The organism is Micromonospora sp. NPDC003241 (assembly GCF_053589795.1).
Window position 1 is genome coordinate 1 of record NZ_JBSFSO010000011.1, and the last position, 23,379, is coordinate 23,379.

The 23,379-nt window shown below is 73.3% G+C and carries 17 protein-coding genes and 1 pseudogene; 14 read left to right on the forward strand and 4 right to left on the reverse strand.

The window, feature by feature from the left end; translation table 11 throughout:
* Positions 1-967 (reverse strand): flavin-containing monooxygenase (locus tag ACWDVW_RS11755; protein ID WP_449947122.1); only part of this gene is annotated, 967 nt, incomplete at its 3' end.
* A 62-nt stretch (positions 968-1,029) separates the two neighbouring features.
* Between ACWDVW_RS11755 and ACWDVW_RS11760 the strand changes: the two are divergent.
* The 13 genes and pseudogenes from ACWDVW_RS11760 to ACWDVW_RS11820 all read left to right on the forward strand — a co-directional run.
* A pseudogene (locus ACWDVW_RS11760) lies at positions 1,030-1,593 on the forward strand (class F sortase); the annotation flags it as partial.
* Positions 1,594-1,642: 49 nt separating this feature from the next.
* Positions 1,643-2,818: a cysteine desulfurase family protein gene (locus tag ACWDVW_RS11765; RefSeq protein ID WP_449947125.1), complete on the forward strand. Its 1,176-nt coding sequence runs from the start codon at positions 1,643-1,645 to the stop codon at positions 2,816-2,818.
* A 126-nt stretch (positions 2,819-2,944) separates the two neighbouring features.
* Positions 2,945-4,018 (forward strand): tRNA 2-thiouridine(34) synthase MnmA, encoded by a 1,074-nt coding sequence (mnmA, locus tag ACWDVW_RS11770; RefSeq protein ID WP_449947128.1) that lies wholly within the window; start codon positions 2,945-2,947, stop codon positions 4,016-4,018.
* Positions 4,019-4,034: 16 nt separating this feature from the next.
* Positions 4,035-5,036 carry a methionine synthase gene (locus ACWDVW_RS11775; RefSeq protein WP_449947130.1) on the forward strand — a complete coding sequence of 334 codons (1,002 nt, stop codon included), beginning with the start codon at positions 4,035-4,037 and terminating at the stop codon, positions 5,034-5,036.
* 35 nt (positions 5,037-5,071) lie between these two features.
* Positions 5,072-5,449 carry a VOC family protein gene (locus ACWDVW_RS11780; protein WP_396749303.1) on the forward strand — a complete coding sequence of 126 codons (378 nt, stop codon included), beginning with the start codon at positions 5,072-5,074 and terminating at the stop codon, positions 5,447-5,449.
* Positions 5,450-5,488: 39 nt separating this feature from the next.
* Positions 5,489-6,493, forward strand: a complete 1,005-nt coding sequence (locus tag ACWDVW_RS11785) for an ADP-ribosylglycohydrolase family protein (protein WP_449947133.1) — start codon at positions 5,489-5,491, stop codon at positions 6,491-6,493.
* A 148-nt stretch (positions 6,494-6,641) separates the two neighbouring features.
* A complete protein-coding gene (gene ligA, locus ACWDVW_RS11790; protein WP_449947135.1) occupies positions 6,642-8,777 on the forward strand; it encodes an NAD-dependent DNA ligase LigA in 2,136 nt (711 codons plus the stop codon).
* 155 nt (positions 8,778-8,932) lie between these two features.
* Positions 8,933-11,395 carry an EAL domain-containing protein gene (locus ACWDVW_RS11795; protein ID WP_449947137.1) on the forward strand — a complete coding sequence of 821 codons (2,463 nt, stop codon included), beginning with the start codon at positions 8,933-8,935 and terminating at the stop codon, positions 11,393-11,395.
* Between the two features lie 188 nt (positions 11,396-11,583).
* On the forward strand, positions 11,584-11,889 hold the full coding sequence (gene gatC, locus ACWDVW_RS11800; RefSeq protein ID WP_350693519.1) for an Asp-tRNA(Asn)/Glu-tRNA(Gln) amidotransferase subunit GatC: 306 nt from the start codon (positions 11,584-11,586) through the stop codon (positions 11,887-11,889).
* A 73-nt stretch (positions 11,890-11,962) separates the two neighbouring features.
* The gene (gene gatA / locus ACWDVW_RS11805) at positions 11,963-13,438 is read left to right on the forward strand and encodes an Asp-tRNA(Asn)/Glu-tRNA(Gln) amidotransferase subunit GatA (protein ID WP_350693521.1); all 1,476 of its coding nucleotides are present in this window, start codon (positions 11,963-11,965) and stop codon (positions 13,436-13,438) included.
* Positions 13,439-13,603: 165 nt separating this feature from the next.
* Positions 13,604-14,761, forward strand: a complete 1,158-nt coding sequence (locus ACWDVW_RS11810) for a putative Ig domain-containing protein (protein ID WP_449947142.1) — start codon at positions 13,604-13,606, stop codon at positions 14,759-14,761.
* A 97-nt stretch (positions 14,762-14,858) separates the two neighbouring features.
* On the forward strand, positions 14,859-16,352 hold the full coding sequence (gene gatB, locus ACWDVW_RS11815) for an Asp-tRNA(Asn)/Glu-tRNA(Gln) amidotransferase subunit GatB (protein WP_449947145.1): 1,494 nt from the start codon (positions 14,859-14,861) through the stop codon (positions 16,350-16,352).
* Between the two features lie 166 nt (positions 16,353-16,518).
* On the forward strand, positions 16,519-18,876 hold the full coding sequence (locus ACWDVW_RS11820; protein WP_396749285.1) for a transketolase-like TK C-terminal-containing protein: 2,358 nt from the start codon (positions 16,519-16,521) through the stop codon (positions 18,874-18,876).
* Between the two features lie 161 nt (positions 18,877-19,037).
* Here the strand turns inward: ACWDVW_RS11820 and ACWDVW_RS11825 are convergent, their stop codons facing one another.
* Together ACWDVW_RS11825 and ACWDVW_RS11830 are read right to left on the reverse strand one after the other, a co-directional pair.
* The gene (locus tag ACWDVW_RS11825) at positions 19,038-20,630 is read right to left on the reverse strand and encodes a metallophosphoesterase family protein (protein WP_449947148.1); all 1,593 of its coding nucleotides are present in this window, start codon (positions 20,628-20,630) and stop codon (positions 19,038-19,040) included.
* Between the two features lie 66 nt (positions 20,631-20,696).
* Positions 20,697-21,860, reverse strand: a complete 1,164-nt coding sequence (locus ACWDVW_RS11830; RefSeq protein WP_449947151.1) for a PQQ-dependent sugar dehydrogenase — start codon at positions 21,858-21,860, stop codon at positions 20,697-20,699.
* 94 nt (positions 21,861-21,954) lie between these two features.
* Between ACWDVW_RS11830 and ACWDVW_RS11835 the strand changes: the two genes are divergently transcribed.
* Positions 21,955-22,881, forward strand: coding sequence for a 2-hydroxyacid dehydrogenase (locus ACWDVW_RS11835; protein ID WP_449947153.1), 927 nt, complete (start codon positions 21,955-21,957; stop codon positions 22,879-22,881).
* Here the strand turns inward: ACWDVW_RS11835 and ACWDVW_RS11840 are convergent.
* Complete coding sequence (locus tag ACWDVW_RS11840) at positions 22,875-23,252, reverse strand: PH domain-containing protein (protein ID WP_350693533.1); 378 nt, start codon at positions 23,250-23,252, stop codon at positions 22,875-22,877. The genes ACWDVW_RS11835 and ACWDVW_RS11840 overlap by 7 nt on opposite strands.
* Between the last annotated feature and the right edge of the window lie 127 nt (positions 23,253-23,379).

Sequence of the window (23,379 nt, forward strand, 5' to 3'; positions counted from 1 at the left end):
TCGGCGTCGTCTCGTAGGTGTAGTCGTCGAGATCGAACGTGCGGCTGGCCAGCCACAGCGCCGGACCCGACACCGGTCGCACGAACGGCGCGTCGCCACGATGATCGAAGTAGTAGCTGTTGGCGTTCACGCAGCTGGGCTGGGCGAACACCGTGTGGTGGACCTTCTTGTGCATGCTCGCCATGTAGCGGTCCATCGCCTGCTGCTTCACCACGACCCGCTGCGCGCTGCGCCTGCGTGCCTCGCCGAGGCAGCGCAGGATGTGGGCGCAGCCGGATTCGATGACGCTGAACCACGAGCTGCCCGCGACCGACCAGGCGCCGTTCATGAGCCAGAAGTTGGGCGCGAGCGGCGTCGAGATGCCCTCGTAGTTGCGGTAGCGGTTGTCGTACCAGTGCGCGCCGAGCTCGACCCCGCCGAGGCCGTGGACCGGGAAGGCCGGGATGCCACCGCGGTCGAGGGTCTTGAATCCGGTCGCCAGGATCAGGGTGTCGATCTCACGCAGCGTCTCGGTCCGCTGCCCGGTCACGGGATCGGTGGCGACGGTGACGATGCCCTCGGGCGTGATGTGATCGATCGGATCGGTGACCAGGTCCACGTTCGGCCGGTTGAAGGAGGGCAGATAGGTGCTGGAGAAGGACGGCCGCTTGCAGCCGAACGCGTAGCCGGGTGTCAGCTTCGCCCGGACCTCGGGATCATCGACCTGATTCTTCAAGTGCTGCAAGCACACTCGCTCCATGCGACGCACCAGGAACGGCAGCCGCGTGTGGTAGACCGCGCCCGCGGTCATGATCACCTCGGCGACACTCGTGGTGCTCGCGCGCAGCAGATTCTGGGTGGCGGGTACGCGCCGGAACATCGTCCGCGCCCACCGCGGAATCGTCGTGTTCGGCTTCGGGATGACCCAGATCGGCGTGCGCTGGTACACATCCAGATGCGTCGCGACCTGGGCGATCTCGGGGGTCACCTGCAGACTCGAGGCGCCGGTGCCGATGATGGCGACCCGCGCACCGTCGACAGCGACCGAGTCGTCCCAGCGCGCGTGTCGGCGCCGAGCAGGCCGTCGCACTGGCCAGTCCGACCCCGTCGACCGTGGGCCCGAGCGTGGCGGTACGCCCCGGCGGGCTGCCCGACGCGGCGACCCCGGTGCCCCCGGTACGTCTGCGCATCCCCGCCATCGAGGTCGTCGCGCGGGTCGACCCGGTCGGGGTGGACGCGCGCAGCGGCGAGTTCGACGTACCGCCCAGCGTGGACCGGATCGGCTGGTACCGCTTCGGTCCCGGGCTGGAGGCCGACGCCGGTTCGGTGGTGATCGCCGGGCACGTCGACAGCGCGGAGCAGGGCCGGGGCGCCTTCTGGCGACTGCGTGAGCTGGCGCCGGGCGACACCCTCACGGTCACCGGCGCGGACGGCACCCCGCGCGGCTACCGGGTCGTCGCCCGGGAGGAGTACGACAAGACGAAGATCCCGCTGGAGCGGTACTTCGCCCGTGACGGCCGGCCCCGGCTGACGCTGATCACGTGCGGGGGACCGTTCGACGCCCAGGCCCGCAGGTATCGCGACAACATCGTGGTGACGGCGGTTCCGGCGTGAGCACTCCGGCCTGCCGTCCAAGCGGGCGCGGTCGTTAGGCTGAGCCGTGATGGCTTACCTGGATCATGCCGCGACCACTCCGATGCTCGGCGAGGCACTGGAGGCGTACGTCGCGACCGCCCGCGAGGTCGGCAACGCGTCTTCCCTGCACGCGTCCGGTCGGCGCGCCCGGCGGCGGGTCGAGGAGTCGCGGGAACGGGTGGCCGCCGCGCTGGGCGCCCGGCCGTCCGAGGTGATCTTCACCGGCGGCGGTACGGAGAGCGACAACCTCGCGGTCAAGGGCATCTTCTGGGCGCGCCGGGACGCCGACGCCGGGCGGATCCGGGTGGTCTCCAGCGCCGTCGAGCACCACGCGGTGCTCGACGCGGTGGACTGGCTGGGCGCGCACGAGGGCGCCGAGGTGGGCTCGTTGCCGGTCGACGGCACCGGTCGGCTGCACCCCGACGCGCTGCGCGCCGAGTTGGCCGCGCACGGCGATCGGGTGGCCCTGGTCACCGCGATGTGGGCGAACAACGAGGTCGGCACCGTCCAGCGGGTCGGCGAGCTGGCCGCGGTCGCCGCGGAGTACGGCGTCCCGTTCCACACCGACGCGATCCAGGCGGTCGGCCAGGTGCCGGTCGACTTCGCCGCCAGCGGCGCCGCCGCGCTCACCGTGACCGGCCACAAGCTGGGCGGCCCGGTCGGCATCGGCGCGCTGCTGCTGGGCCGGGACGTCGCGGCGGTGCCGCTGCTGCACGGCGGCGGCCAGGAGCGCGACGTGCGGTCGGGCACCCTGGACACCGCCGGCATCGTCGCCTTCGCGGTCGCCGTCGAGGCGGCGGTCAAGGGCCAGCAGGAGTACGCCACCCGGGTCGCCGCACTCCGCGACGACCTGGTCCAGCGGGTCCGGCAGGCGGTGCCCGAGGTGGTCTTCAACGGCGACCCGACGGACCGGCTGCCCGGCAACGCGCACTTCTCCTTCCCCGGCTGCGAGGGCGACGCGCTGCTGCTCCTGCTGGACGCCCAGGGCATCGCCTGCTCGACCGGTTCGGCGTGCTCCGCCGGGGTGGCGCAGCCCTCGCACGTCCTGCTCGCGATGGGCGCCGACGACGACCGGGCCCGCTCCTCGCTGCGCTTCTCGCTCGGCCACACCAGCACCGCCGGTGAGGTCGACGCGCTCATCGCCGCGCTGCCGGGGGCAGTCGACCGGGCCCGGCGGGCGGCGGCGCTGCGGACGCCGCGCTGAGGCAGTGGCCGACACCCCACGGTGGGCCCCGGTGACGCCCGGCCTCGACACCGGACCGGGACGGACCGGGGCGACCGCCGACCGGCGGCGCGGAGATAGGCTCGGTGGGAAGGGAGCGTGGTCCGGGTGAGGGTGTTGGCGGCGATGTCCGGCGGCGTGGACTCCGCCGTGGCGGCGGCGCGGGCGGTGCAGGCCGGCCACGACGTCACCGGCGTGCACCTGGCGCTGGCCCGCAACCCGCAGACCTACCGCACCGGAGCGCGGGGCTGCTGCACCCTGGAGGACTCCCGGGACGCCCGCCGCGCCGCCGACGTGCTGGGCATCCCGTTCTACGTGTGGGACATGGCCGACCGCTTCCACGAAGACGTGGTCGACGACTTCGTGGCCGAGTACGCCGCCGGGCGTACCCCCAACCCGTGCCTGCGCTGCAACGAGAAGATCAAGTTCGCGGCGGTGCTGGACCGCGCGGTGGCCCTGGGCTTCGATGCCGTGGTCACCGGTCACCACGCCCGACTCGGGCCGGACGGGCTGCTGCGGCGCAGCGTCGACCTGGCCAAGGACCAGTCGTACGTGCTGGCCGTGCTCACCCGCGCGCAGTTGGACCGTTCGCTCTTCCCGCTCGGTGACTCGACGAAGGCGCAGGTCCGGCAGGAGGCCGCCGACCGGGGCCTGGCGGTGGCCGACAAGCCCGACTCGCACGACATCTGCTTCATCGCCGACGGCGACACCCGGGGCTTCCTGGCCCAGCGGCTCGGCGAGACGCCCGGCGACGTGGTCGACGCCACCACCGGCGCGGTGGTCGGCACGCATGCCGGCGCGTACGCGTACACCGTGGGCCAGCGGCGTGGCCTGCACCTGGACCGCCCGGCCCCGGACGGCCGACCCCGGTACGTGCTCTCCATCACGCCGACGACCAACACGGTGACCGTCGGCCCCGCCGAGGCGCTGGAGGTCGCCGAGGTGCGTGCCACCCGCCCGGTCTGGACCGGTGGCCCACGCCCGGACGGCCCGACCGAGTGCGAGGTGCAGTTGCGGGCGCACGGTCTCGTGGTGCCGGCCGAGGTCACCGTGGACGGTGACGCGTTCCGTGCCGACCTGCGGCAGCCGGTCCGGGGCGTCGCCGCCGGCCAGGCGATCGTCGCGTACCGCCCCGACCCGGCCGGTGACATCGTGCTCGGCTCCGCCACGATCACCGACTGACCGGTACCCTTCGGCCGTGAGTGATCAGGTTTGGCCCTGGCCTGCGGGCGCGGCGACCGGCATCGGGTCGCTGCCCGGCACCGACATCGCCGAGGCGCAGCGGATCGTCCTCGGTGAGCTGCCCGCCCTGCCCCACCTGCCGGAGTTGCCGGCCCGTGGCCCGGGCGCGGACATGATCGGGCGCGGTGCCGGCCTGCTGGTCGAGCTGCCGGTGGAGCTGTACGCGGCGCGCTGGCGGGTGGCCCTGCGCCCCGGCCGGGACCTACGCCGCGCGCGGGACCTGATGGAACGCGACCTCGACCAGCTCGCCGAGCAGGCCGAGGAGTACGCCGGCCCGATCAAGGTGCAGGCACCCGGTCCGTTCACCCTCGCCGCCTCGGTGGAGTTGCCGGTCGGCGGCCGGATGGTCCGCGACCCCGGCGCGGTACGCGACCTGGCCGGCTCGCTCGCCGAGGGGCTGCGCGCCCACGTGGCGGCGGTGGCCCGCCGGGTACCCCGGGCAACCGTCCTGCTCCAGGTGGACGAACCGTCGCTGCCGGCGGTGCTGGCCGGACGGGTGCCCACCGAGAGCGGCTTCGGCACGTACCGGGCGGTGCAGCCGGAGGACGCGCGCGCGTTGCTGGGCACAGTGGTGGAGGCGGTCGGCGTACCGACCGTGGTGCACTGCTGCGCCCCGGACGTCCCGCTGGACCTGATCCGGTCCACCGGCGCGGTCGGTGTCGCCCTCGACCTGGACCTGGTCACCGACCTGGACCCGCTGGGCGAGGCGATCGACGCCGGGCTGGGCCTGTTCGCCGGGGCCGCGCCGAGCACCGCCCCGGCCGGTCGCGCGCCGACCTCGGCCCAGGTCGCCGACCGGGTCCGCACTATCTGGGACCGGCTCGGCTTCCCGCGTCGCCGGCTCGCCGAGCAGGTGGTGGTCACCCCCGCCTGCGGTCTGGCCGGCGCCACCCCGGCACACGTCCGCGCGGTGCTGTCCGCCTGCCGCGACGCGGGGCGGCGGATCGCCGAGGAGTGAGGTGTCGGCGCGGCGGGCGTGGCAGCATGCCGGGCATGATCGGACGACTGCGTACCACCGTGATCGATTGCCCCGACCCGCGCGCCCTGGCCGCCTTCTACGCCGAACTGCTCGGCCTGCCGCTGATCGAGGAGGACAGCGACGGTGACGAGTGGGTGGTGCTGGGCGGGCATCCCGGCCACCAGCCCCGGATCGCCTTCCAGCAGGCACCCGACCTGCGTCCGCCCAACTGGCCCGACCCGGAACGGCCACAACAGTTACACCTCGATGTGACCGTCGACGACATCGAGGTCGCCGAGCGGGCCGTGCTGGCTTTGGGCGCGCGGCGGCTGCCGGATGAGGGGGAGGGCGAGGGCTCCCGGGTCTACGCCGATCCGGCCGGGCACCCGTTCTGCCTCTGCTGGGACGTCTGACCATCGCGCCGGCCCGCCCGAGCGGGCATGATCACCAGCATGATCAGTCCTGTGCCCGGGTGGGCCGCCGGCTCGCTTCTCGGACTCGCCTACGGTGACGCCCTGGGCAAGCCCACCGAATTCCTCACGCTGGCCGAGATCGAGCGGCGGTACGGCCCGACGGGCCCCCGGGACCTGGTCGGTGACCCGGCGTTGGTCACCGACGACACCCAGATGGCGCTCGCGGTCGGCTGGGCGCTGCACGACGCGCCCGCGTACACGCCCGAGGTCGTCGAGCCGTTGCTGCGGCAGCGCTTCCTGGCCTGGGCGGCCAGCCCGGACAACAACCGCGCGCCGGGGATGACCTGCCTGCGGGCCTGTGCCGAGCTGTCCCGTGGGCTGCCCTGGCAGCAGGCCAGTCAGGTCGAGTCGAAGGGCTGCGGGGCGAACATGCGGGTCACCCCGGTCGGGCTGCTCGACGTCGACCTCGACACCCTCGCCGGACTGGCCCAGCTCCAGGCGGGACTGACGCACGGGCACCCGACCGGCCTGGCGGCCAGCGAACTGACCGCGTACGCGGTGCGGCTGCTGGTCGACGGCGCGGCGCCGGCCGCGCTTCCCGGCCGGCTCACCGCGCGGGCCCACGAGCAGCGCGAGGTCTACCGGGGCGACTGGCTCGGTGACCTGTGGCAGCGCGCGGGCGCGCGGTCGCCCGCCGAGTTCATCGCCCTGGGCTGGGACGAGTGCCTGCGGGTGCTGGCCCGGCTCGACGTGGCGCTCGCCGGCCCCGACGACGGCGGCGACCCGTGCCGGTGGACCGGTGAGGGCTGGATCGCCGAGGAGGCGTTGGCGACCGCGCTGTACTGCGCCGTCCGGCACGCCGACGACCCGGTGGGCGCACTGGCCCGGGGTGCCCGGACCGCCGGTGACTCCGACTCGATCGCCGCGCTCGCCGGGGCCTTCGTCGGCGCCGCCGTGGGGGTCGCCGCCTGGCCCGCCGACTGGGCCGGTCGCATCGAGTACGCCGACCAACTCGCCGCCCTCGCCGCGACCTGGCAGCGCTGACCGCCGCCCGGCAGCGCGCACCGCTGGCGGAACACGCGCCGACCTCCGGCGGGGAGCGGCGCTGACCGGCGGGAACCGGTGGGGTTGTCGGCGAACTGTCCGACCCGCCGGATACCGTGCCGGGGTACCCATCACAGGAGGTCGCGGGGTGTCCGAGGAAGCCATCGGCGAGCAGGTCAGCGCGGCGCAGGAGGCGGCGGCCGGCGCCGAGCCCACCCCGCAGGCCCGGGAACGGCACGCCACGCTGAGCCAGGAGTTGACCGAGCACCAGTACCGCTACTACGTGCTCGACGCGCCGACCGTCTCGGACGCCGAGTTCGACCGGATGCTGCGGGAGTTGGAGGCGCTGGAGGAGGAGTTCCCGGCGCTGCGCACCCCGGACTCGCCGACCCAGCGGGTCGGCGGCACCTTCTCCACCGACTTCGCCCCGGTCGCGCACGCCGAACGGATGATGTCGCTGGACAACGCGTTCGCCGACGAGGAGCTGGCGGCGTGGGCCGAGCGGGTCGAGCGGGACGCGGGCGGCCCGGTGCCCTACCTGTGCGAGCTGAAGGTCGACGGGCTGGCGATCAACCTCACCTACGAGTCGGGGCGACTGGTCCGGGCGGCGACCCGGGGCGACGGCCGCACCGGTGAGGACGTCACCGCCAACGTGCGCAGCATCCGGGACGTGCCCGGCCGGCTGACCGACTCGGCGGAGTTCGGCCCGGTCCCCGAGCTGATTGAGGTGCGCGGCGAGATCTACTTCCCGGTCGCCGCCTTCGCCGACCTGAACGCGGGCCTGGTCGAGCAGGGCAAGGCGCCGTTCGCCAACCCGCGCAACGCCGCCGCCGGCAGCCTGCGGCAGAAGGACCCACGGATCACCGCGTCCCGACCGCTGCGTCTGGTGGTGCACGGCATCGGTGCCCGGCGCGGCTTCCAGCCGGCCACCCAGTCCGAGTCGTACTCGGCGTTGCGGGCCTGGGGGCTGCCCACCAGCGACCGGTGGCGGGTGGTGCCCGACCTGGCCGGCGTCCGGGGCTACATCGCGCACTACGCCGCGCACCGGCACGACGTGGAGCACGAGATCGACGGCGTGGTGGTCAAGGTCGACCCGGTGCCGATCCAGGGCCGGCTCGGCTCGACCAGCCGGGCACCCCGCTGGGCGATCGCCTTCAAATATCCACCCGAGGAGGTCAACACCACCCTGCTCGACATCGAGGTCGAGGTGGGACGGACCGGTCGGGTCACGCCCCGGGCGCTGCTCCAGCCGGTGAAGGTGGCCGGCTCCACCGTCGCGTACGCGACCCTGCACAACGCGCGCGAGGTGGAGCGCAAGGGGGTGCTCATCGGCGACACGGTGGTCATCCGCAAGGCCGGTGACGTGATTCCCGAGGTGCTCGGCCCGGTGGTCGAGCTGCGTCCGCCCGACGCCCGGGCGTTCGTCATGCCCACCGTCTGCCCGGCCTGCGGCACCCCGCTCGCCCCGGCTAAGGAGGGTGACGTCGACATCCGCTGCCCCAACTCGCGCAGTTGCCCGGCGCAGTTGCGCGAGCGGGTCTATCACCTGGCCGGGCGCAAGGTGTTCGACATCGAGGCGCTCGGCTACAAGAGCGCTGCCGCGTTGCTCGACGCGCAGGTCATCACCGACGAGGGCGACCTGTTCTCGCTCGACGCCGACGCGTTGGCCACGTCGCCGTTCTTCGTCAACAAGGACGGCAGCCTCGGCAGCAACGCCGTCAAGCTGCTCGACAATCTCGCCGTCGCCAAGGAACGCGAGCTGTGGCGGGTGCTGGTGGCCCTCTCCATCCGGCACGTCGGGCCGACCGCCGCGCAGGCGCTCGCCCGGCACTTCCGGTCGATCGAGGCGATCGACGCCGCGTCCGAGGAGGAGCTGTCCTCCGTCGACGGTGTCGGGCCGACCATCGCGGCCAGCATCCGCGAGTGGCTCGCCGTCGACTGGCACCGCGAGGTCATCCGCAAGTGGGCCGACGCGGGCGTACGGATGGCCGAGGAGGCACAGGGGGAGGGGCCGCGACCGCTGGAGGGGGTGACCGTGGTGGTCACCGGCACCCTGGCCGGCTACTCGCGGGACCAGGCCGCCGAGGCGATCCAGTCCCGGGGCGGCAAGGTCAGCGGCTCGGTGTCGAAGAAGACCGGTTTCGTGGTGGTCGGCGACAATCCCGGGTCCAAGGCGGACAAGGCGGCCGGACTGAAGGTGCCGATCCTCGACGAGGAGGGCTTCCGGGTGCTGCTCGACTCCGGCGCGGAGGCGGCCCGCGCGGTGGCCCGCGTCGAGGAGTGAGGCACTTGCCGATCTTGCGGGGACTCGCCCGGATACCAACTTAATTACGACTACGACCGATTCGTGGCTGTCGTACCTGGTTTCCGGTCGTCGGGGGCGTTTCATTAGGACACGGCGCGTGAACCCACGCGTCGCGTCCTGTAGCGGGAGGTGTGATGGAGCCGCCCGATCCGCGCAACCTCGTCCCGCCCGGGCGTACCGCGCCGTTCTCGGTCTTCGTCGGCCTCGTGCTGCTCCTGGCCGTGCTGCTCTCCGTCGGGCCGCTGGTCTCGTTCGCCGGAACGCTTCCGGACCTGCCGGCGGCGTTCTGGACGATGGCCGTGCTCGCCGTCGCCTGCGACGCGCGTCCGTTCCTGCCGCCCGGCCGGCGGCCCTCCTCGTCCGCGGTCTTCCCGTCGACCTGCTTCATCTTCGCGATCCTGCTCGGCTGGGGTCTCGGCCCGGCGGTCGCGGTGCAGGCGGTCGCCGTGCTGGTCTCCGGGGCCCGGATGCGGCACGCCCCCTGGCGGGTCGCGTTCAACGCCGGGCAGTACGCCTGCTCGCTGGCCGCCGCGTACGCCGTCACCCGGCTCGGGCCCGGCGGCATCTTCGACGGCGGCGGTCTGGGGTGGACCGACATCGCCGCGATCGGCGGTGCCGGGGTGGCATGGTTCGTGGTGAACTACGGGCTGGTCACCACGGCCGTCCGGCTGCGCTTCGGCGAACGGTGGTGGCCCAACGCCCGCCACGGACTGCCGTTCGAGCTGCTCTCCACCGGGTCCCTGCTGCTGCTCGCCCCGGTGCTGGTCACCGCCGCCCGGGCCAGTGCCGCGCTGGTGCCGCTGGTGCTGGTGCCGTTGTTCGCGGTCTACCGGATGGCCCGGCTCACCGTGGAGCAGCACCAGCTCGCCGCCCTCGACCCGCTGACCGGGCTGCCCAATCGCAAGGCGCTGCTCAGCGAGGTCAACGAGCAGGTGCACCGGCACGCCGAGCGCGCCGCACGCGGTGCACCCGGTGCCCGCCTGGCCCTGCTCCTGATCGACCTGGACCGTTTCAAGAACGTCAACGACGCCCTCGGGCACGCCGTCGGCGACCGGCTGCTGGTCGAGGTGAGCGCCCGACTGACCGACGTGGTGCCGGCGTCGGACCTGGTGGTCCGCCTCGGCGGCGACGAGTTCGCCATCGTGATGACCGGGGTGGACGACGTCACCCAGGCCCGCGCCCTGGCCGACCAGGTGGTGCGGGTCCTCGCCGAGCCGGTGCCGCTGGACGGGCTGCCGCTGGACGTCGGCGGCTCGATCGGCATCGCGCTGTACCCGGAGCACGGCGAGGACTTCGCCACCCTGATGCGCCACGCCGACGTGGCCATGTACGACGCCAAGCACCGCAACGACACGGTCGCCGTCTACACCGCGGAGTCCGACCACAACTCCGCCGAGCGCCTGGGCCTGCTGGCCGACCTGCGCCGGGTGCTGGACGCGGGCGCGGCGGGCCGCTCCGCCCTGCCCGACGCCCCGGGTGACGCGCCCGTGGCGCGGGACGGCGTGCGGGACGGGGACACCGCGCCGGTGGTGCGGGGCGGGGACGGGGCGGCGTTGACCACCTCGGTGGTGCGGCAGCCCGGCGGTGGCCGGTGGTTCCGCCGTCGTCACCGACCGCCGGTGGTCGCGTCCGACGACGAGCTGATCGCCCGGATCGTCACCGGTGCCGACCCGATCCTGCGCCGTACCGCCCGGCCCGCCGATCCGGCGGCGGTCCCCGGTGAGCCGTGGTCCGGACCGGTCGGCGCCCACCGGCCGGGGGACGAGGGCACGCCCTCCGCCGGTGCCGCGTTCGGCGGCGATCCGGCCGGGGACGCGGGCGAGATCACGATGTATTACCAACCGCAGATCGCCATCGCCACCGGCGAGGTGGTCGGGGTCGAGGCGCTGCTGCGGTGGCGGCACCCGCGCCGGGGCATGGTCGACCCGGAGGAACTGATCCGGGTCGCCGAACAGAGCGCCGTGATGCGACTGCTCACCCGTCGGGTGGTGGACGACGTGGTCGAACAGTTGGCCAAGTGGTCGGCGGCCGGTCTGGGCCTGCGGGCGGCGCTCAACGTCAGCGTGCGGGACCTGCACACCGGCGAGATCGCCGACCAGATCGCGGATCGGTTGACCCGCTACGGGGTGGCACCGGAACGGCTGCAACTGGAGATCACCGAGGGCGCGTTGATGGCCGACCCGCGCCGGGTGCTGACCACCATCACCCGGTTGCACCGGATCGGGGTCGGCATCGCGCTCGACGACTTCGGCACCGGCTACTCGTCGCTGCAACACCTGCGCCGGCTGCCGCTGTCGGAGGTGAAGGTCGACCGGTCCTTCGTGCTCGGGATGACCGAGGACTCCGACGACGCGGCGATCGTCCGGTCGACGATCGAGCTGGGCAAGGCGCTCGGGCTGCGGGTGGTCGCCGAGGGCGTGGAGGACGAGAAGACCTGGCGGATGCTGCACGCGGCCGGATGCGACGCTGCGCAGGGCTGGTTCTACGCACGGCCGATGCCGGCCGAGGAACTGGTCGCCTGGCTGGGCCGGTACCGACCGGTACGCCCGCTCGGCGGCCACGACGAGCCGGACGTACCCCGCCGCAGCCCTCGGTGACCCGCGGCCGGGCCGCCGCGACGCCGCCCGCCCGGCCAGGTCTCCGGTCGGCGGGAGCCGGACGCCCCGGGGAGCCGGGGGCGGCGGGCCGGGCGCGGAACAATAGACTCGCTCCGGTCACCGCGCGTCGCGTCGCACGCCGCGCGGTGGGCGTACGCAGACGCAGGACAGCCACGAAGGGGGCACCGATGGCCGCCATCTCCCGCGAGGAGGTCGCGCACCTGGCGCGACTGTCGCGGCTCGCCGTGACGGAGGAGGAGCTGGACACCTTCGCCGGCCAGCTCGACGTGATCCTCCAGGCGGTCGCCCAGGTGGGCGAGGTCGCCGCCGCCGACATCCCGCCGACCTCGCACTCGGTGCCGTTGACCAACGTGCTCCGCGAGGACGTCGTGACGCCGGGCCTGACCCCCGAGGAGGCGCTGTCCGGCGCGCCCGACGCCGAGGAGCAGCGGTTCCGCGTTCCGCGGATCCTGGACGAGGATGTGGCATCGTGAGCGAGCTTCAGCGAGCGAACAATCAACTCAGTGTGGTGCCTCATGACGCTACGCAGCGGAGCGGAGTGGCGTCATGAGCGACCTGACCAGACTCACCGCCACCGAGATCGCCGGGTTGGTCGCCTCCGGTGAGACCTCGGCGGTCGAGGTGACCCAGGCACACCTGGACCGGATCGCCGCAGTCGACGACCGGGTGCACGCCTTCCTGCACGTCGACACCGAGGGCGCGCTCGCCGCCGCCCGCGAGGTGGACGCCCGGCGGGCCGCCGGTGCGGAGCTGGGTCCGCTGGCCGGAGTGCCGGTCGCGGTCAAGGACGTGCTGACCACCCGGGGCGTGCCGACCACGGTCGGCTCCAAGATCCTGGAGGGCTGGCGTCCGCCGTACGACTCGACGATCGTCGAGCGGCTGCGCGCCGCCGGCACGGTGATGCTCGGCAAGACCAACATGGACGAGTTCGCCATGGGCTCCTCCACGGAGTACTCGGCGTACGGGCCGACCCGCAACCCGTGGGACACCGAGCGCATCCCGGGCGGCTCCGGCGGGGGCAGCGCGGCGGCACTGGCCGCGTACGAGGCGCCGCTGGCGATCGGCTCGGACACCGGCGGCTCGATCCGCCAGCCGGGCGCGGTCACCGGCACCGTCGGCGCGAAGCCGACCTACGGCGGCACCTCCCGGTACGGCCTGGTGGCCTTCTCCTCCTCGCTGGACACGCCCGGCCCGTGCGCGCGTACGGTGCTGGACGCCGCGCTGCTGCACGAGGCGATCGGCGGCCACGACCCGCGTGACTCCACCTCCATCCCGGCCCCGGTGCCGGACGTGGTGGCCGCCGCGAAGCTCGGCGCGACCGGCGACCTGACCGGGGTCCGCCTCGGCATCGTCTCCGAGTTCGTCGGCGAGGGCGCCGAGCCGGGCGTGATGACCGCCTTCAACGAGGCCGTCGACACGCTGACCAAGCTGGGCGCGGAGATCGTCGAGGTGTCCTGCCCGAACTTCGCGTACGCGCTGCCGGCCTACTACCTGATCGCCCCGAGCGAGTGCTCCTCCAACCTGGCCCGCTTCGACGGGGTGCGCTTCGGTCTGCGCATCGGCGACGACGGCAACCGGTCGCTGGAGGAGGTCATGTCGCTGACCCGGGAGGCCGGTTTCGGCCCCGAGGTCAAGCGGCGGATCATGCTCGGCACGTACGCGTTGTCGTCGGGCTACTACGACGCGTACTACGGGCAGGCGCAGAAGGTCCGTACGCTGATCACCCGCGACTTCACCGCCGCGTTCGAGCGGGTCGACGCGCTGATCTCGCCGACCACGCCGTTCGTGGCGTTCCCGCTGGGCGCGCGCACTTCCGACCCGTACCAGATGTACCTGGCCGACCTCTTCACCATCCCGACCAACCTGTACGGCGGTCCGGGCATCTCGGTGCCGTGCGGTCTCTCCGACGGGCTGCCGGTCGGGTTGCAGGTGATGGCCCCGACGATGGCCGACGACCGGATGTACCGGGTGGCCGCCGCGCTGGAGAGCGCGGTCGGCACCCTCACGCCGCCGACGCTGTGACGCCGTGCGGGGCGGTTCCGCACCGCCCCGCCGTGCGTCGCCCGGCCCGTCCGGTGACACGAGGTCACCGTTCGGACTCATAACGCATGGTGACGTGCGCGGGTTGGATAGAGTCCGAGCCGCTGGCGAAACGCAAGCATGGGCTTCTAGCCGACTGGAACTGCGATGAAGACGCTGCGGCCGATCACGATTGTCTCGGTGCTCACGATGCTGCTGATCGGCGTCGCCGCGCCCGCTGCCGCAGAACCGGCCGTCGTCGATCCGGTGATCGTGGATCCGGCGGTCGTCACCATCACCGTCACCTCCGCCCCGCCGCCGTCCGGGGTGACCGCCTACGAGCCGTACCCGGGTCACACCTTCACCGCCACCGGTGACGACGAGATCCGGTTCGCGCTGGTCGCCGGTGCGATCCCGCCCGGCCTGGCGCTCTCCTCGTCCGGCACCCTGACCGGTACGCCCACCGTCGCCGGCCGGTTCGCCTTCACCGTCCGGGCCACCGGCTCGCCGAGCGGAGAGACCGCCGACCACCAGGTGACCGTGGTGGTGGTGCAGCCGGTCGTCACCGTGACGTCGCCGGAGCCGGTCTCGCCCTGGTACGTCGGGCAGGTCTATCCGACGCACCGGTTCACCGTCTCGGGCGGCACCGCCCCGCACACCGTCTCGCTGGGGTCGGGTGCGCTGCCGCCGGGTCTGTCGCTCACCTCGGCGGGTGTCCTCGCGGGTTCGCCGAGCCAGGCCGGGCGTTACCGCTTCGCGTTGCTGGTGACCGACGCGAACGGCTTCCAGGGGCAGCAGGACGTCACGCTGGTGATCGCCACGCCGGCCGCCGTCATCACCTCGGCCGCGCCGCCGCGCGGCACGGCCGGGCAGACGTACTCGTTCCGGTTCACCGCCGACGGCGACTCCGACATCCGGTTCGGGCTGGCCGCCGGGGCGCTGCCGGACGGGCTCGTGCTCGACCCGGACGGCGTGCTCAGCGGCGTTCCGACCGTCGCCGGCACCTTCGACTTCACCGTCCGCGCCACCGGCACCGCCACCAGCGACACCGAGGAGGTGTCGCTGGTCGTCTACCCCGACCCGACGGCGACCCCGTCGGCCTCGCCGACCCCGACCGAGCAGCCGACCGCGTACCCGACTCCGTCGCAGAGCCCGACGCCGACCGCCGCCGCGCCGTCGCCGTCCCGGACGACCGGGGCCTGGCTGCCGGTCACCGGGTCGAACTCGACCCTGGTGCTGATGCTCCTCGGTGTCGTGGCGTTCAGCATCGGCGGCATCCTGCTGGTGGTGGCGTACCGCCGTCGGCAGGGGTTCACCGCAGTGTGACGCCCGACCGAGACCAGGCGGGCGGAGCGGCTAGGCTGGGCGGCGTTGTGTCCGGATGCCGCCGCGGTCCGGCTACCGCCCGAAAGCTGGAGTTCTCATGACCACGACGCTGCCCGCGTACGACGAGGTCGTCGCGCGATTCGAGCCGGTGATCGGCCTGGAGACCCACGTCGAGCTGGGCACGAACACGAAGATGTTCTGCGGCTGCCCGACCGACTTCGGCGGCGAGCCGAACACCCGGGTCTGCCCGGTCTGCCTGGGTCTGCCCGGCTCGCTGCCGGTGGCCAACAAGGCGGCCATCGAGGCGACGATCCGGATCGGCCTGGCGCTGAACTGCTCCGTCGCGCAGTGGTGCCGGTTCGCCCGGAAGAACTACTTCTACCCCGACATGCCGAAGAACTTCCAGATCAGTCAGTACGACGAACCGCTCTGCGTGGACGGCTACCTGGACGTCGAGGTGAACGGCGAGACGGTGCGGATCGGCATCGAGCGGGTGCACCTGGAGGAGGACACCGGCAAGACGCTGCACGTCGGCGGCGCCACCGGCCGGATCCACGGCGCGACCGAGTCGCTCGTCGACTACAACCGGGCCGGCATCCCGCTGGTGGAGATCGTGACCAAGCCGATCCCCGGCACCGGCGCGCTCGCCCCCGAGGTGGCCCGGGCGTACGTCACCGAGCTGCGCGACGTGCTCCGCTCGCTCGGCGTCTCCGACGTGCGGATGGAGGAGGGTTCGCTGCGGTGTGACGTGAACACGTCGCTGAACCTGCCCGGCGAGGAGTGGGGCACCCGCACCGAGACCAAGAACGTCAACTCGCTGCGCTCGGTCGAGCGGGCGGTGCGTTCGGAGATGCTGCGGCAGGCGTCGGTGCTGGACGCGGGCGGACGGATCACCCAGGAGACCCGGCACTTCCACGAGGACACCGGCGACACCACGCCCGGCCGGTCCAAGGAGACCGCCACCGACTACCGCTACTTCCCCGAGCCGGACCTGGTGCCGCTCGCGCCGGACACCGCGTGGGTGGCCGAGCTGAAGGCGGCCCTGCCGGAGCTTCCCCGGCTGCACCGGCGTCGGCTCCAGGAGGCGTGGGGGCTCTCCGATCTGGACATGCAGTCGGTGCTCAACGCCGGTGCGGTGGAGCTGATCGAGGCCACCGTCGCCGCCGGTGCCACCCCGGCCGCCGCCCGCAAGTGGTGGCTGGGCGAGCTGTCCCGGCGGGCCAACGAGACCGGCGTGGAACTGGCCGACGTGGGCGCCACCCCGGCACAGGTCGCCGAACTCCAGGGGCTGGTCGACGCCGGCAAGCTGAACGACAAGCTGGCCCGTACGGTGCTGGAGGGCGTGGTCGCGGGCGAGGGTTCGCCCACCGAGATCATGGCCAACCGGAACCTGGAGGTCGTCTCCGACACCGGTGCGTTGACCGCCGCGGTGGACGAGGCGATCGCCGCCAACCCCGACATCGCCGACAAGGTGCGCAGCGGCAAGGTCGCCGCCGCCGGCGCGCTGGTCGGCGCGGTCATGAAGACCACGCGCGGGCAGGCCGACGCCAAGACCGTCCGCGAGCTGATCCTGGAGCGCCTCGGCGCCTGAGGTGTAAGGAAGGGACCCTTTCTAACGCCTGGTGCATAGGAGGGGTCCCTTCCTAACATCCGAGCCGCGCCCCGGGCGCGACCGGCGCGACGCCCGACCGCCCGACACCACCACCCCGTCCCCGACCGGGCGTCAACGACGACGCGCCGGACCCCTGGAGCGCACCGTGAACCAGCACGACATCGACGTCCTCGACGACATCCAGCGCCGGGTGCTCTGGCTCGCCACCCGGATCGTGGACGCGGCCAACCACGACCGCAGCACCGGGGACGGGGTGAAGGTCGGCGGGCACCAGGCGTCCAGCGCCTCGCTGGTCAGCGTGATGACCGCGTTGTGGTTCTCGCACCTCGACGCCGAGGACCGGGTCGCGGTCAAGCCGCACGCCTCGCCGGTGTTCCACGCCGTCCAGTACCTGCTCGGCAACCTGGACCGGTCGTACCTGACCACGTTGCGCGCCCGGGGCGGACTCCAGTCGTACCCGTCGCGGACGAAGGACCCGGACGGCGTCGACTTCTCCACCGGCTCTGTGGGCCTGGGCGCCGCCGCGCCGCTGTTCGCGGCGGTGACCCGGCGGTACGTCGACGCGCACTTCGGCACGCGTCCGCACTCCCGGTTCGTGGCGCTGATCGGTGACGCGGAACTGGACGAGGGCAACATCTGGGAGGCGGTCGCCGACCCGGCCACCACCGGACTCGGCAACGTCATGTGGGTGGTCGACTTCAACCGGCAGTCGCTGGACCGGGTCGTCCCCGGCGTCCGCATCGACCAGTGGCGGGGCCAGTTCGAGGCGGCCGGGTGGCACGTGGTCGAGGTCAAGTACGGTCGCCGGCTCGCCGAGGCGTACCAGCGGCCGGGCGGCGGGGCGTTGCGCGACTGGATCGACGCGATGCCGAACGAGCAGTACCAGTCGCTGTTCGGGCTGACCGGGCCGGCGCTGCGCGAGCAGTTCCTGGACGGTGCGCCCGAGGGCATCGCCGCGTTCATCGCCGACATCACCGACGAGGACCTGGGCCCGCTCGTCACCGACCTGGGCGGGCACGACCTGGCGGCGCTGCTCGACGCGTACGCCCAGTGCGACGCGGTGACCGACCGGCCGAGCGTGGTGTTCGCGTACACGGTCAAGGGGTGGGGTCTGCCGATCGCCGGCAACCCGCGCAACCACTCGGCTTTGCTCTCCGGTGAGCAGGTCGACGCGTTGCGGGCCGGGCACGGCCTGACCCGGGACACCGAGTGGGACCGCCTCGACCCGGCGTCCCCGGCCGGCATCCGGGCCGGGCAGCGTCGGGAGGCGCTGTCCCGCGCGCCCCGCGAGCGTGCGCTCGGGGTCACCGTCCCGCAGGCCACGAACGTACGCGCCAACAAGCCGATCTCCACCCAGGAGGCCTTCGGTCGGGTGCTGGTCGACCTGGCCCGTGATCAGCAGGTGGGGAAGTACCTGGTCACCACCGCGCCGGACGTGGCCACCTCGACCAACCTGGCCGGGTTCATCAACCGGACCGGGGTGTTCGCCCCGACCGCCCAGCGCTCCTGGTCGTCGGAGACGATGCTGCGCTGGACGGAGAGCCCCGAGGGGCAGCACATCGAGCTGGGCATCTCCGAGATGAACCTGTTCCTGCTGCTCGGCCAGCTCGGGCTGTCGTGGGACCTGTCCGGCCAGCCGTTGCTGCCGGTGGGCACCGTCTACGACCCGTTCGTGCTGCGCGGGCTGGACGCGTTCCTCTACGGCACGTATTCCGGTTCCCGGTTCGTGGTGGCCGGCACCCCGTCCGGCATCACCCTCGCCCCGGAGGGCGGCGCGCACCAGTCGACCATCACCGCCAGCGTGGGGTTGGAACTGCCCGGTGTGACCTTCGTCGAGCCCGCGTACGCGGTTGGCCTGGACTGGCTGCTCTGCGACGCGCTCGGGCACATCGCGGGTGCCCCGCAGCCGGTGCCGACGGCCGCGCCGGCCGAGGACGGGGCGTACTACTTCCGGCTGAGCACCCGCCCGCTGGACCAGGCGCCGTTCGAGGCGGCCCGGGCCCGTCTCGGTGACGCGGTGCTGCGCCGGCAGGTGCTGGCCGGGGCGTACCGGCTGGTCGACGCGCACCAGGCGTACCCGCACCTGGCCGACGCGCCGACGGTGCAACTGGCCGCCTCGGGCGCGGTCCTGCCCGAGGTGCTCGCCGCCGCGGCGGAACTCGCCGACGAGGGCGTCGCCGCGCACGTGGTCGACGTGACCAGCCTGGACCGCCTCTACCGCGCGTGGCAGCGCACCCTGCGGCAGGGCGTACGCACCGCCACCGTGCCCAGCGTGCCGGGCGCGCTGCGGTCCGCCTTCGCCGACCGGGTGCCGGTGGTCACCGTGCACGACGCCGCCTCGCACGCGATGGCGTGGCTCGGCTCGGCGGTCGGTGCGGCGGCGGTGCCGCTCGGCGTGGACGAGTTCGGCCAGTCCGGCAGCGTCGCCGAGCTGTACGAGCTGCACGACCTGCTGCCGGGCAGCATCGTCAACGCGGCCCTGGCCGCTCTCGCCCTGCGCTGACCCAGCCGCCCCGACTCACGGACGTTCGTCCGAGGCCGGGCCCGCCCCTGCCCGACACCGCCAGATGCGTGCTGCGGCGACAGGCGTCAAGATCACGCTCGATCCCGGATCGAGTGGCATCGGGGGCGGAGGAGGCCACTCGATCCAGGATCGAGCGGGGCTCAGCGGGTCGGTGTCGGGGTGGGGGTGATCGGCGGGGTCAGCAGCGGCGTCGGCGGCTGGACCACGGTGCGCTCCAGGTTCACCTGCGCCTGGCCGGTGCCGCCCACCGTGATGTCGTCGTACGCCTGGAGCTGCTTGTCCTGGTCGAAGTAGAGGACGGTCATCGCCAGCGGGGTCGGCTCCTCGCCTTCCAGGCCGCGCAGCCCGGCCCCGCCGGTGGAGCCCTGCACCATCAGCGTGGTCGGCTGCTCGCCCGGCACCTCCGGCAGCGTGTTCACCCGCCGGTCGTGGGTGTGTCCGGCGAGCACCAGCGGGCAGGTGCCGGAGATCGGGCCGGCGGAGGCCGGGTCGTGCACCAGTGCGATGTTCACCGGCCGGGGGGAGCTGCGGATCGTGGCGGCGAGCTTGTCCCCGGTGGCGATCAGCTCGTCGGCGGTGGGCTGGTTGAGCCCACCGCTCGCCGGTGAGGTGCTCTTGTCCGGGGTGAAGCGCGGGTCGCCGATGCCGGCGATGGTCAGCCCGGCGACGGTCGCGGTGGTGTTGTCCAGCACGATCGCATTCGGCTGGCGGGCCACCGCCGCAGCGGTACGCGGCGAGTCGTGGTTGCCCCGGATGTAGACGTACGGCTTCTCCAGCAGGCTGATCGAGCCGACGTAGGAGGCCTCCGGCTCGCTGCCCCAGTCGGTGATGTCGCCGGTGTCGATCACCACGTCGATGCCGAACTGCTCGGTAACCGTGCGGATGAGCTGCCAGGCGGCCGGGTTGAGGTGCATGTCGGAGATGTGCAGCACCCGAGTGGTGCCGGGCTCCGGCTCGTACACCGGCAGGGCCGACACGGTGGTGTAGAGCTGGGTGACGTTGCCGATGAGCCGCTGGAGTTGTTCGGCGTACCGGCCGTAGTCGTTGGCGATCTTGCGTACGTCACCGACGATCGCCGGGGCGTTGACCAGCAGCCCCTCGTACGTGGGCTCCTCGATCGCCTGCGGTCGGACGGTGGCGGCGGCGGTGCCCAGGCTGCCCGCGCTGATCGCCAGCGCCAGCGCGCCGGCCCAGGCCGCCCGTCGGGTGTCCCGGAACGCCAGCAGCGCCAGCACCAGCGTGGCCAGCACGGTCGCGCCGACGGTCCGCAGCCCGAGCCGCAGCACACCCTCCTGGACGTCGTCGACGGCCGACTGGGTGGCCCGGTTGATGCTCGCCGGGTCGTCGATCAGGGCCTCGGTGCGGCCCTGGTCCAGCGCGCCCAGCTCCACGGTCAGCCGGGTCGGCCCGTCGTGGCTGTCCAGCAGCAGCGCGCCCAGCGGCGGGATGTCGACGGTGGTGCTGCCGTTGACCGCCGGTGAAACGGACAGCCGGGCCTGGAAGGGCCCGATGTCGGTGCTGACGTGCCCGCCGGCGAGCACCCCGAGCAGCACCCCGGTCAGTGTGACGACCAGCAGCGCCAGGCCGGCACCCAACCGGCGCAGCCCACTGCGCCGCCCGGCGCGGGGCGAACCGGCGGCGGCGCGCCGTAGCGAGACGAAGCGACGCGGGCGACCGGTCGGGTCGGCCCCGTCCCGATCGCGGTGCGGCTTCTCGTTCTCGTGATCGTCCATGCTGAGATTCTGACCTGCCCGCCTGAGGATCTTGGCAAACCCGAGGTGCTGCGTGTCGAGAATGCCTCAGCTTCGCCCAGCGCCGCCACCTGCGAAAACAAGCCGCAACAAGCGATCATCCTCTGGTGCGGGTTGCCCGCGTCCGTCGTGGTTGGAAGTGCCCACCCAGAAGGAGCCGTCCGGCGCGGCGGCGATCGCCCGCAGCCGCCCGTACTCCTCGGTCAGCAGCGCCTGCGGCTGCCCGAGCACGGTGCCGGTGTCGGTCAGCTCGACCAGCCAGAGGCGCTGCCCGCGCAGGCAGGCGGTGGCCAGCAGCCGCTCACTGGCGGCCAGTCCGGAGCAGGACGCCTCGTCGGTCGACCACTGCACGATCGGGTCCACGTACTCCTTGTCGCCGCCGCGTCCCTCGACCTCGGGCCAGCCGTAGTTCTTGCCCTTGGTCACCTGGTTGATCTCGTCCCAGGTGTTCTGGCCGAACTCCACCGCGTACATCCGGTCGCCGGCCCAGGAGATGCCCTGCACGTTGCGGTGGCCGAGGGACCAGACCGGGGAGTTCGGGAAGGGGTTGCCGGGCGCGGGTTCGCCCTCGGTGGTGATCCGCAGGATCTTGCCGCCGAGCTTCTTGGCGTCCTGCGACTGCGCGGTGTCCCCGGCGTCGCCGGTGCTGGCATAGAGCTGCCCGTCCGGGCCGAACGCCAGGCCGCCGCCGTTGTGGATGCCCGACTTGGGGATGCCGGTGAGGATCGGGGTGGGTTTCTCACCCAGCCGCATCCGGGCGATCCGGTTGTCCCGTTCGGCGGTGTAGTAGACGAAGACCGTGTTGTCCTGCGCGAACTCCGGCGACACGGCGATGCCCAGCAGGCCGCCCTCGCCGGCGGCGACCACGTCGTCGACGGTCTGCCGCTCGGTGATCCGTAGGCCGTCCGGGCTCGACTCCGGGCCGACCTGGACGATCCGGCCGCTGTCGCGTTCGGTGACCAGTGCCCCGCCGTCGGGCAGGAAGGCGATGCCCCACGGCACCCGCAGGCCCTGGGCCAGCACGGTGGCCACCACCTCCTGGCCGCCCCCGGCGGCGCTGGCCGACGGGGTCGGCAGGTTCGGCGGCTCGCCGGCCGGGTCCGGTTCGGGCTCGCCGAGACTGCACCCGGTGGCCGCGAGCAGCAGCGTCGTGCAGGAGGCCGCGAGGAACCCGCGGACCCGACGGGCCGGAGAGTACGGGGGAGCGCTCACCCGCCCGAGCCTAGCCCGCCGTGTCGGTCGGCGTGGAGGTCGGCGGACCCCCGCCCCGGTGGCGGTACGGACGACGGGTCTATCGTCGGCTGGCGTGAAGGTATGGATCCCGCACGAGTCCGGTCACGCCCTGCTCGGCGAGCTGCCGCCGCAGATCACCGTCGAGACGATGGAGGACCCGGCGAGACCGCCCTCGTCGGTGGCCGGGGTCCGGTTCTGGGTGCCGCCGTTCCTCGCCACCCGGAAGATCGTCCCGTTCGCGCACGAGCTGCCGGACCTGGCGGTGGTGCAGTTGCTCTCCGCCGGTGCGGACGCCTGGGTCGGCCGGGTGCCGGACGGGGTGATGCTCTGCGACGCCCGGGGTGTGCACGACCCGTCCACCGCCGAGTGGGTGGTCACCGCGATCCTGTCCCGACTGCGGGCCTTCCCGGAGATGATCCGCGCCCAGGCCGAGCGGCGGTGGGCGTACGACGAGGTGGCGCCCACCGACGAGGTGGCCGGCAAGCGGGTCCTGATCGTCGGTGCCGGGTCGATCGGCACCGCCGTGCGGGACCGGCTCGCGCCGTTCGAGGTGGAGTTCACGCTGGTCGCCCGGACGGCCCGCGCCGAGCAGGGGGTGCACGGCGTCGACGAGCTGCCCGAGCTGCTACCGCACGCCGACGTGGTGGTGCTGCTGGTGCCGCTGACCGATCGGACCCGGGGCCTGGTCAACGAGAAGTTCCTGGCCGCGATGCCGGACGGCGCGCTGCTGGTGAACGCCGCCCGAGGGCCGGTGGCCAGCACCGACGCCCTGTTGGCCGAGCTGTCCACCGGCCGGATCTCCGCCGCGCTGGACGTCACCGACCCGGAGCCGCTGCCCGCCGACCACCCGCTCTGGGAGTTGCCCAACGTGCTGATCACCCCGCACGTGGCCGGCTCGGTGCGCGGGCTGCTGCCCCGGGCCTACCGGCTGGTCGGCGAGCAGATCCGCCGGTTCGCCGCCGGTGAGCGGCCGGAGAACGTGGTGGTCGACGGCTACTGAGCCGTCTCGGGTTCGCCCCGGCCGGCCGCCGCCACCAGGCGGGGCAGGTCCTCGCGGCGCACCGCGGGCAGCAGGAGCTGCTCACCGTCGTCGAGCCGGGCGACCGCCCGGCCCCGGGGGTCGGCGCCCAGCTCGGCCACCTGGTCCCAGGGGATCCGTCGCTGACCGGCCAGCGCGCGCAGGCGCAGCCCGCCCAGGTCGGCGTCGGTGCCGGCCCGCCACGCCCAGACCGCCACCGCCAGCGGCACCAGCAACACCGGCAGCAGATAGGCGCGGGCACCGGCCAGTGGCAGGGCGCCGATGGTGGCGACGATCGCCGCCACCAGGATGGCCTGGTTGTGCCGGAATCGGGTGGTGTCGGAGCGAGCCATGTCCCGATGATTGCACCAGGTCGGACGCCGCCCGCAGCGGGCCGGCCCCGAAGCCGGAGCACGTGACCGGACTCACTGTCGACTGGCCGTCACTCCCGGCGAGCTGGCTCGTTCATCGATGTTGGGC

Excerpts from the sequence above, each read along its gene's own strand:
- ACWDVW_RS11765 (WP_449947125.1), top strand. The coding sequence starts at position 1,643 with ATGGCTTACCTGGATCATGCCGCGACCACTCCGATGCTCGGCGAGGCA.
- ACWDVW_RS11780 (WP_396749303.1), top strand. The coding sequence starts at position 5,072 with ATGATCGGACGACTGCGTACCACCGTGATCGATTGCCCCGACCCGCGC.
- ACWDVW_RS11785 (WP_449947133.1), top strand. The coding sequence starts at position 5,489 with ATGATCAGTCCTGTGCCCGGGTGGGCCGCCGGCTCGCTTCTCGGACTC.
- ACWDVW_RS11795 (WP_449947137.1), top strand. The coding sequence starts at position 8,933 with ATGGAGCCGCCCGATCCGCGCAACCTCGTCCCGCCCGGGCGTACCGCG.
- gatC (WP_350693519.1), top strand. The coding sequence starts at position 11,584 with ATGGCCGCCATCTCCCGCGAGGAGGTCGCGCACCTGGCGCGACTGTCG.
- gatA (WP_350693521.1), top strand. The coding sequence starts at position 11,963 with ATGAGCGACCTGACCAGACTCACCGCCACCGAGATCGCCGGGTTGGTC.
- ACWDVW_RS11810 (WP_449947142.1), top strand. The coding sequence starts at position 13,604 with ATGAAGACGCTGCGGCCGATCACGATTGTCTCGGTGCTCACGATGCTG.
- gatB (WP_449947145.1), top strand. The coding sequence starts at position 14,859 with ATGACCACGACGCTGCCCGCGTACGACGAGGTCGTCGCGCGATTCGAG.
- ACWDVW_RS11825 (WP_449947148.1), bottom strand. The coding sequence starts at position 20,630 with ATGGACGATCACGAGAACGAGAAGCCGCACCGCGATCGGGACGGGGCC.
- ACWDVW_RS11840 (WP_350693533.1), bottom strand. The coding sequence starts at position 23,252 with ATGGCTCGCTCCGACACCACCCGATTCCGGCACAACCAGGCCATCCTG.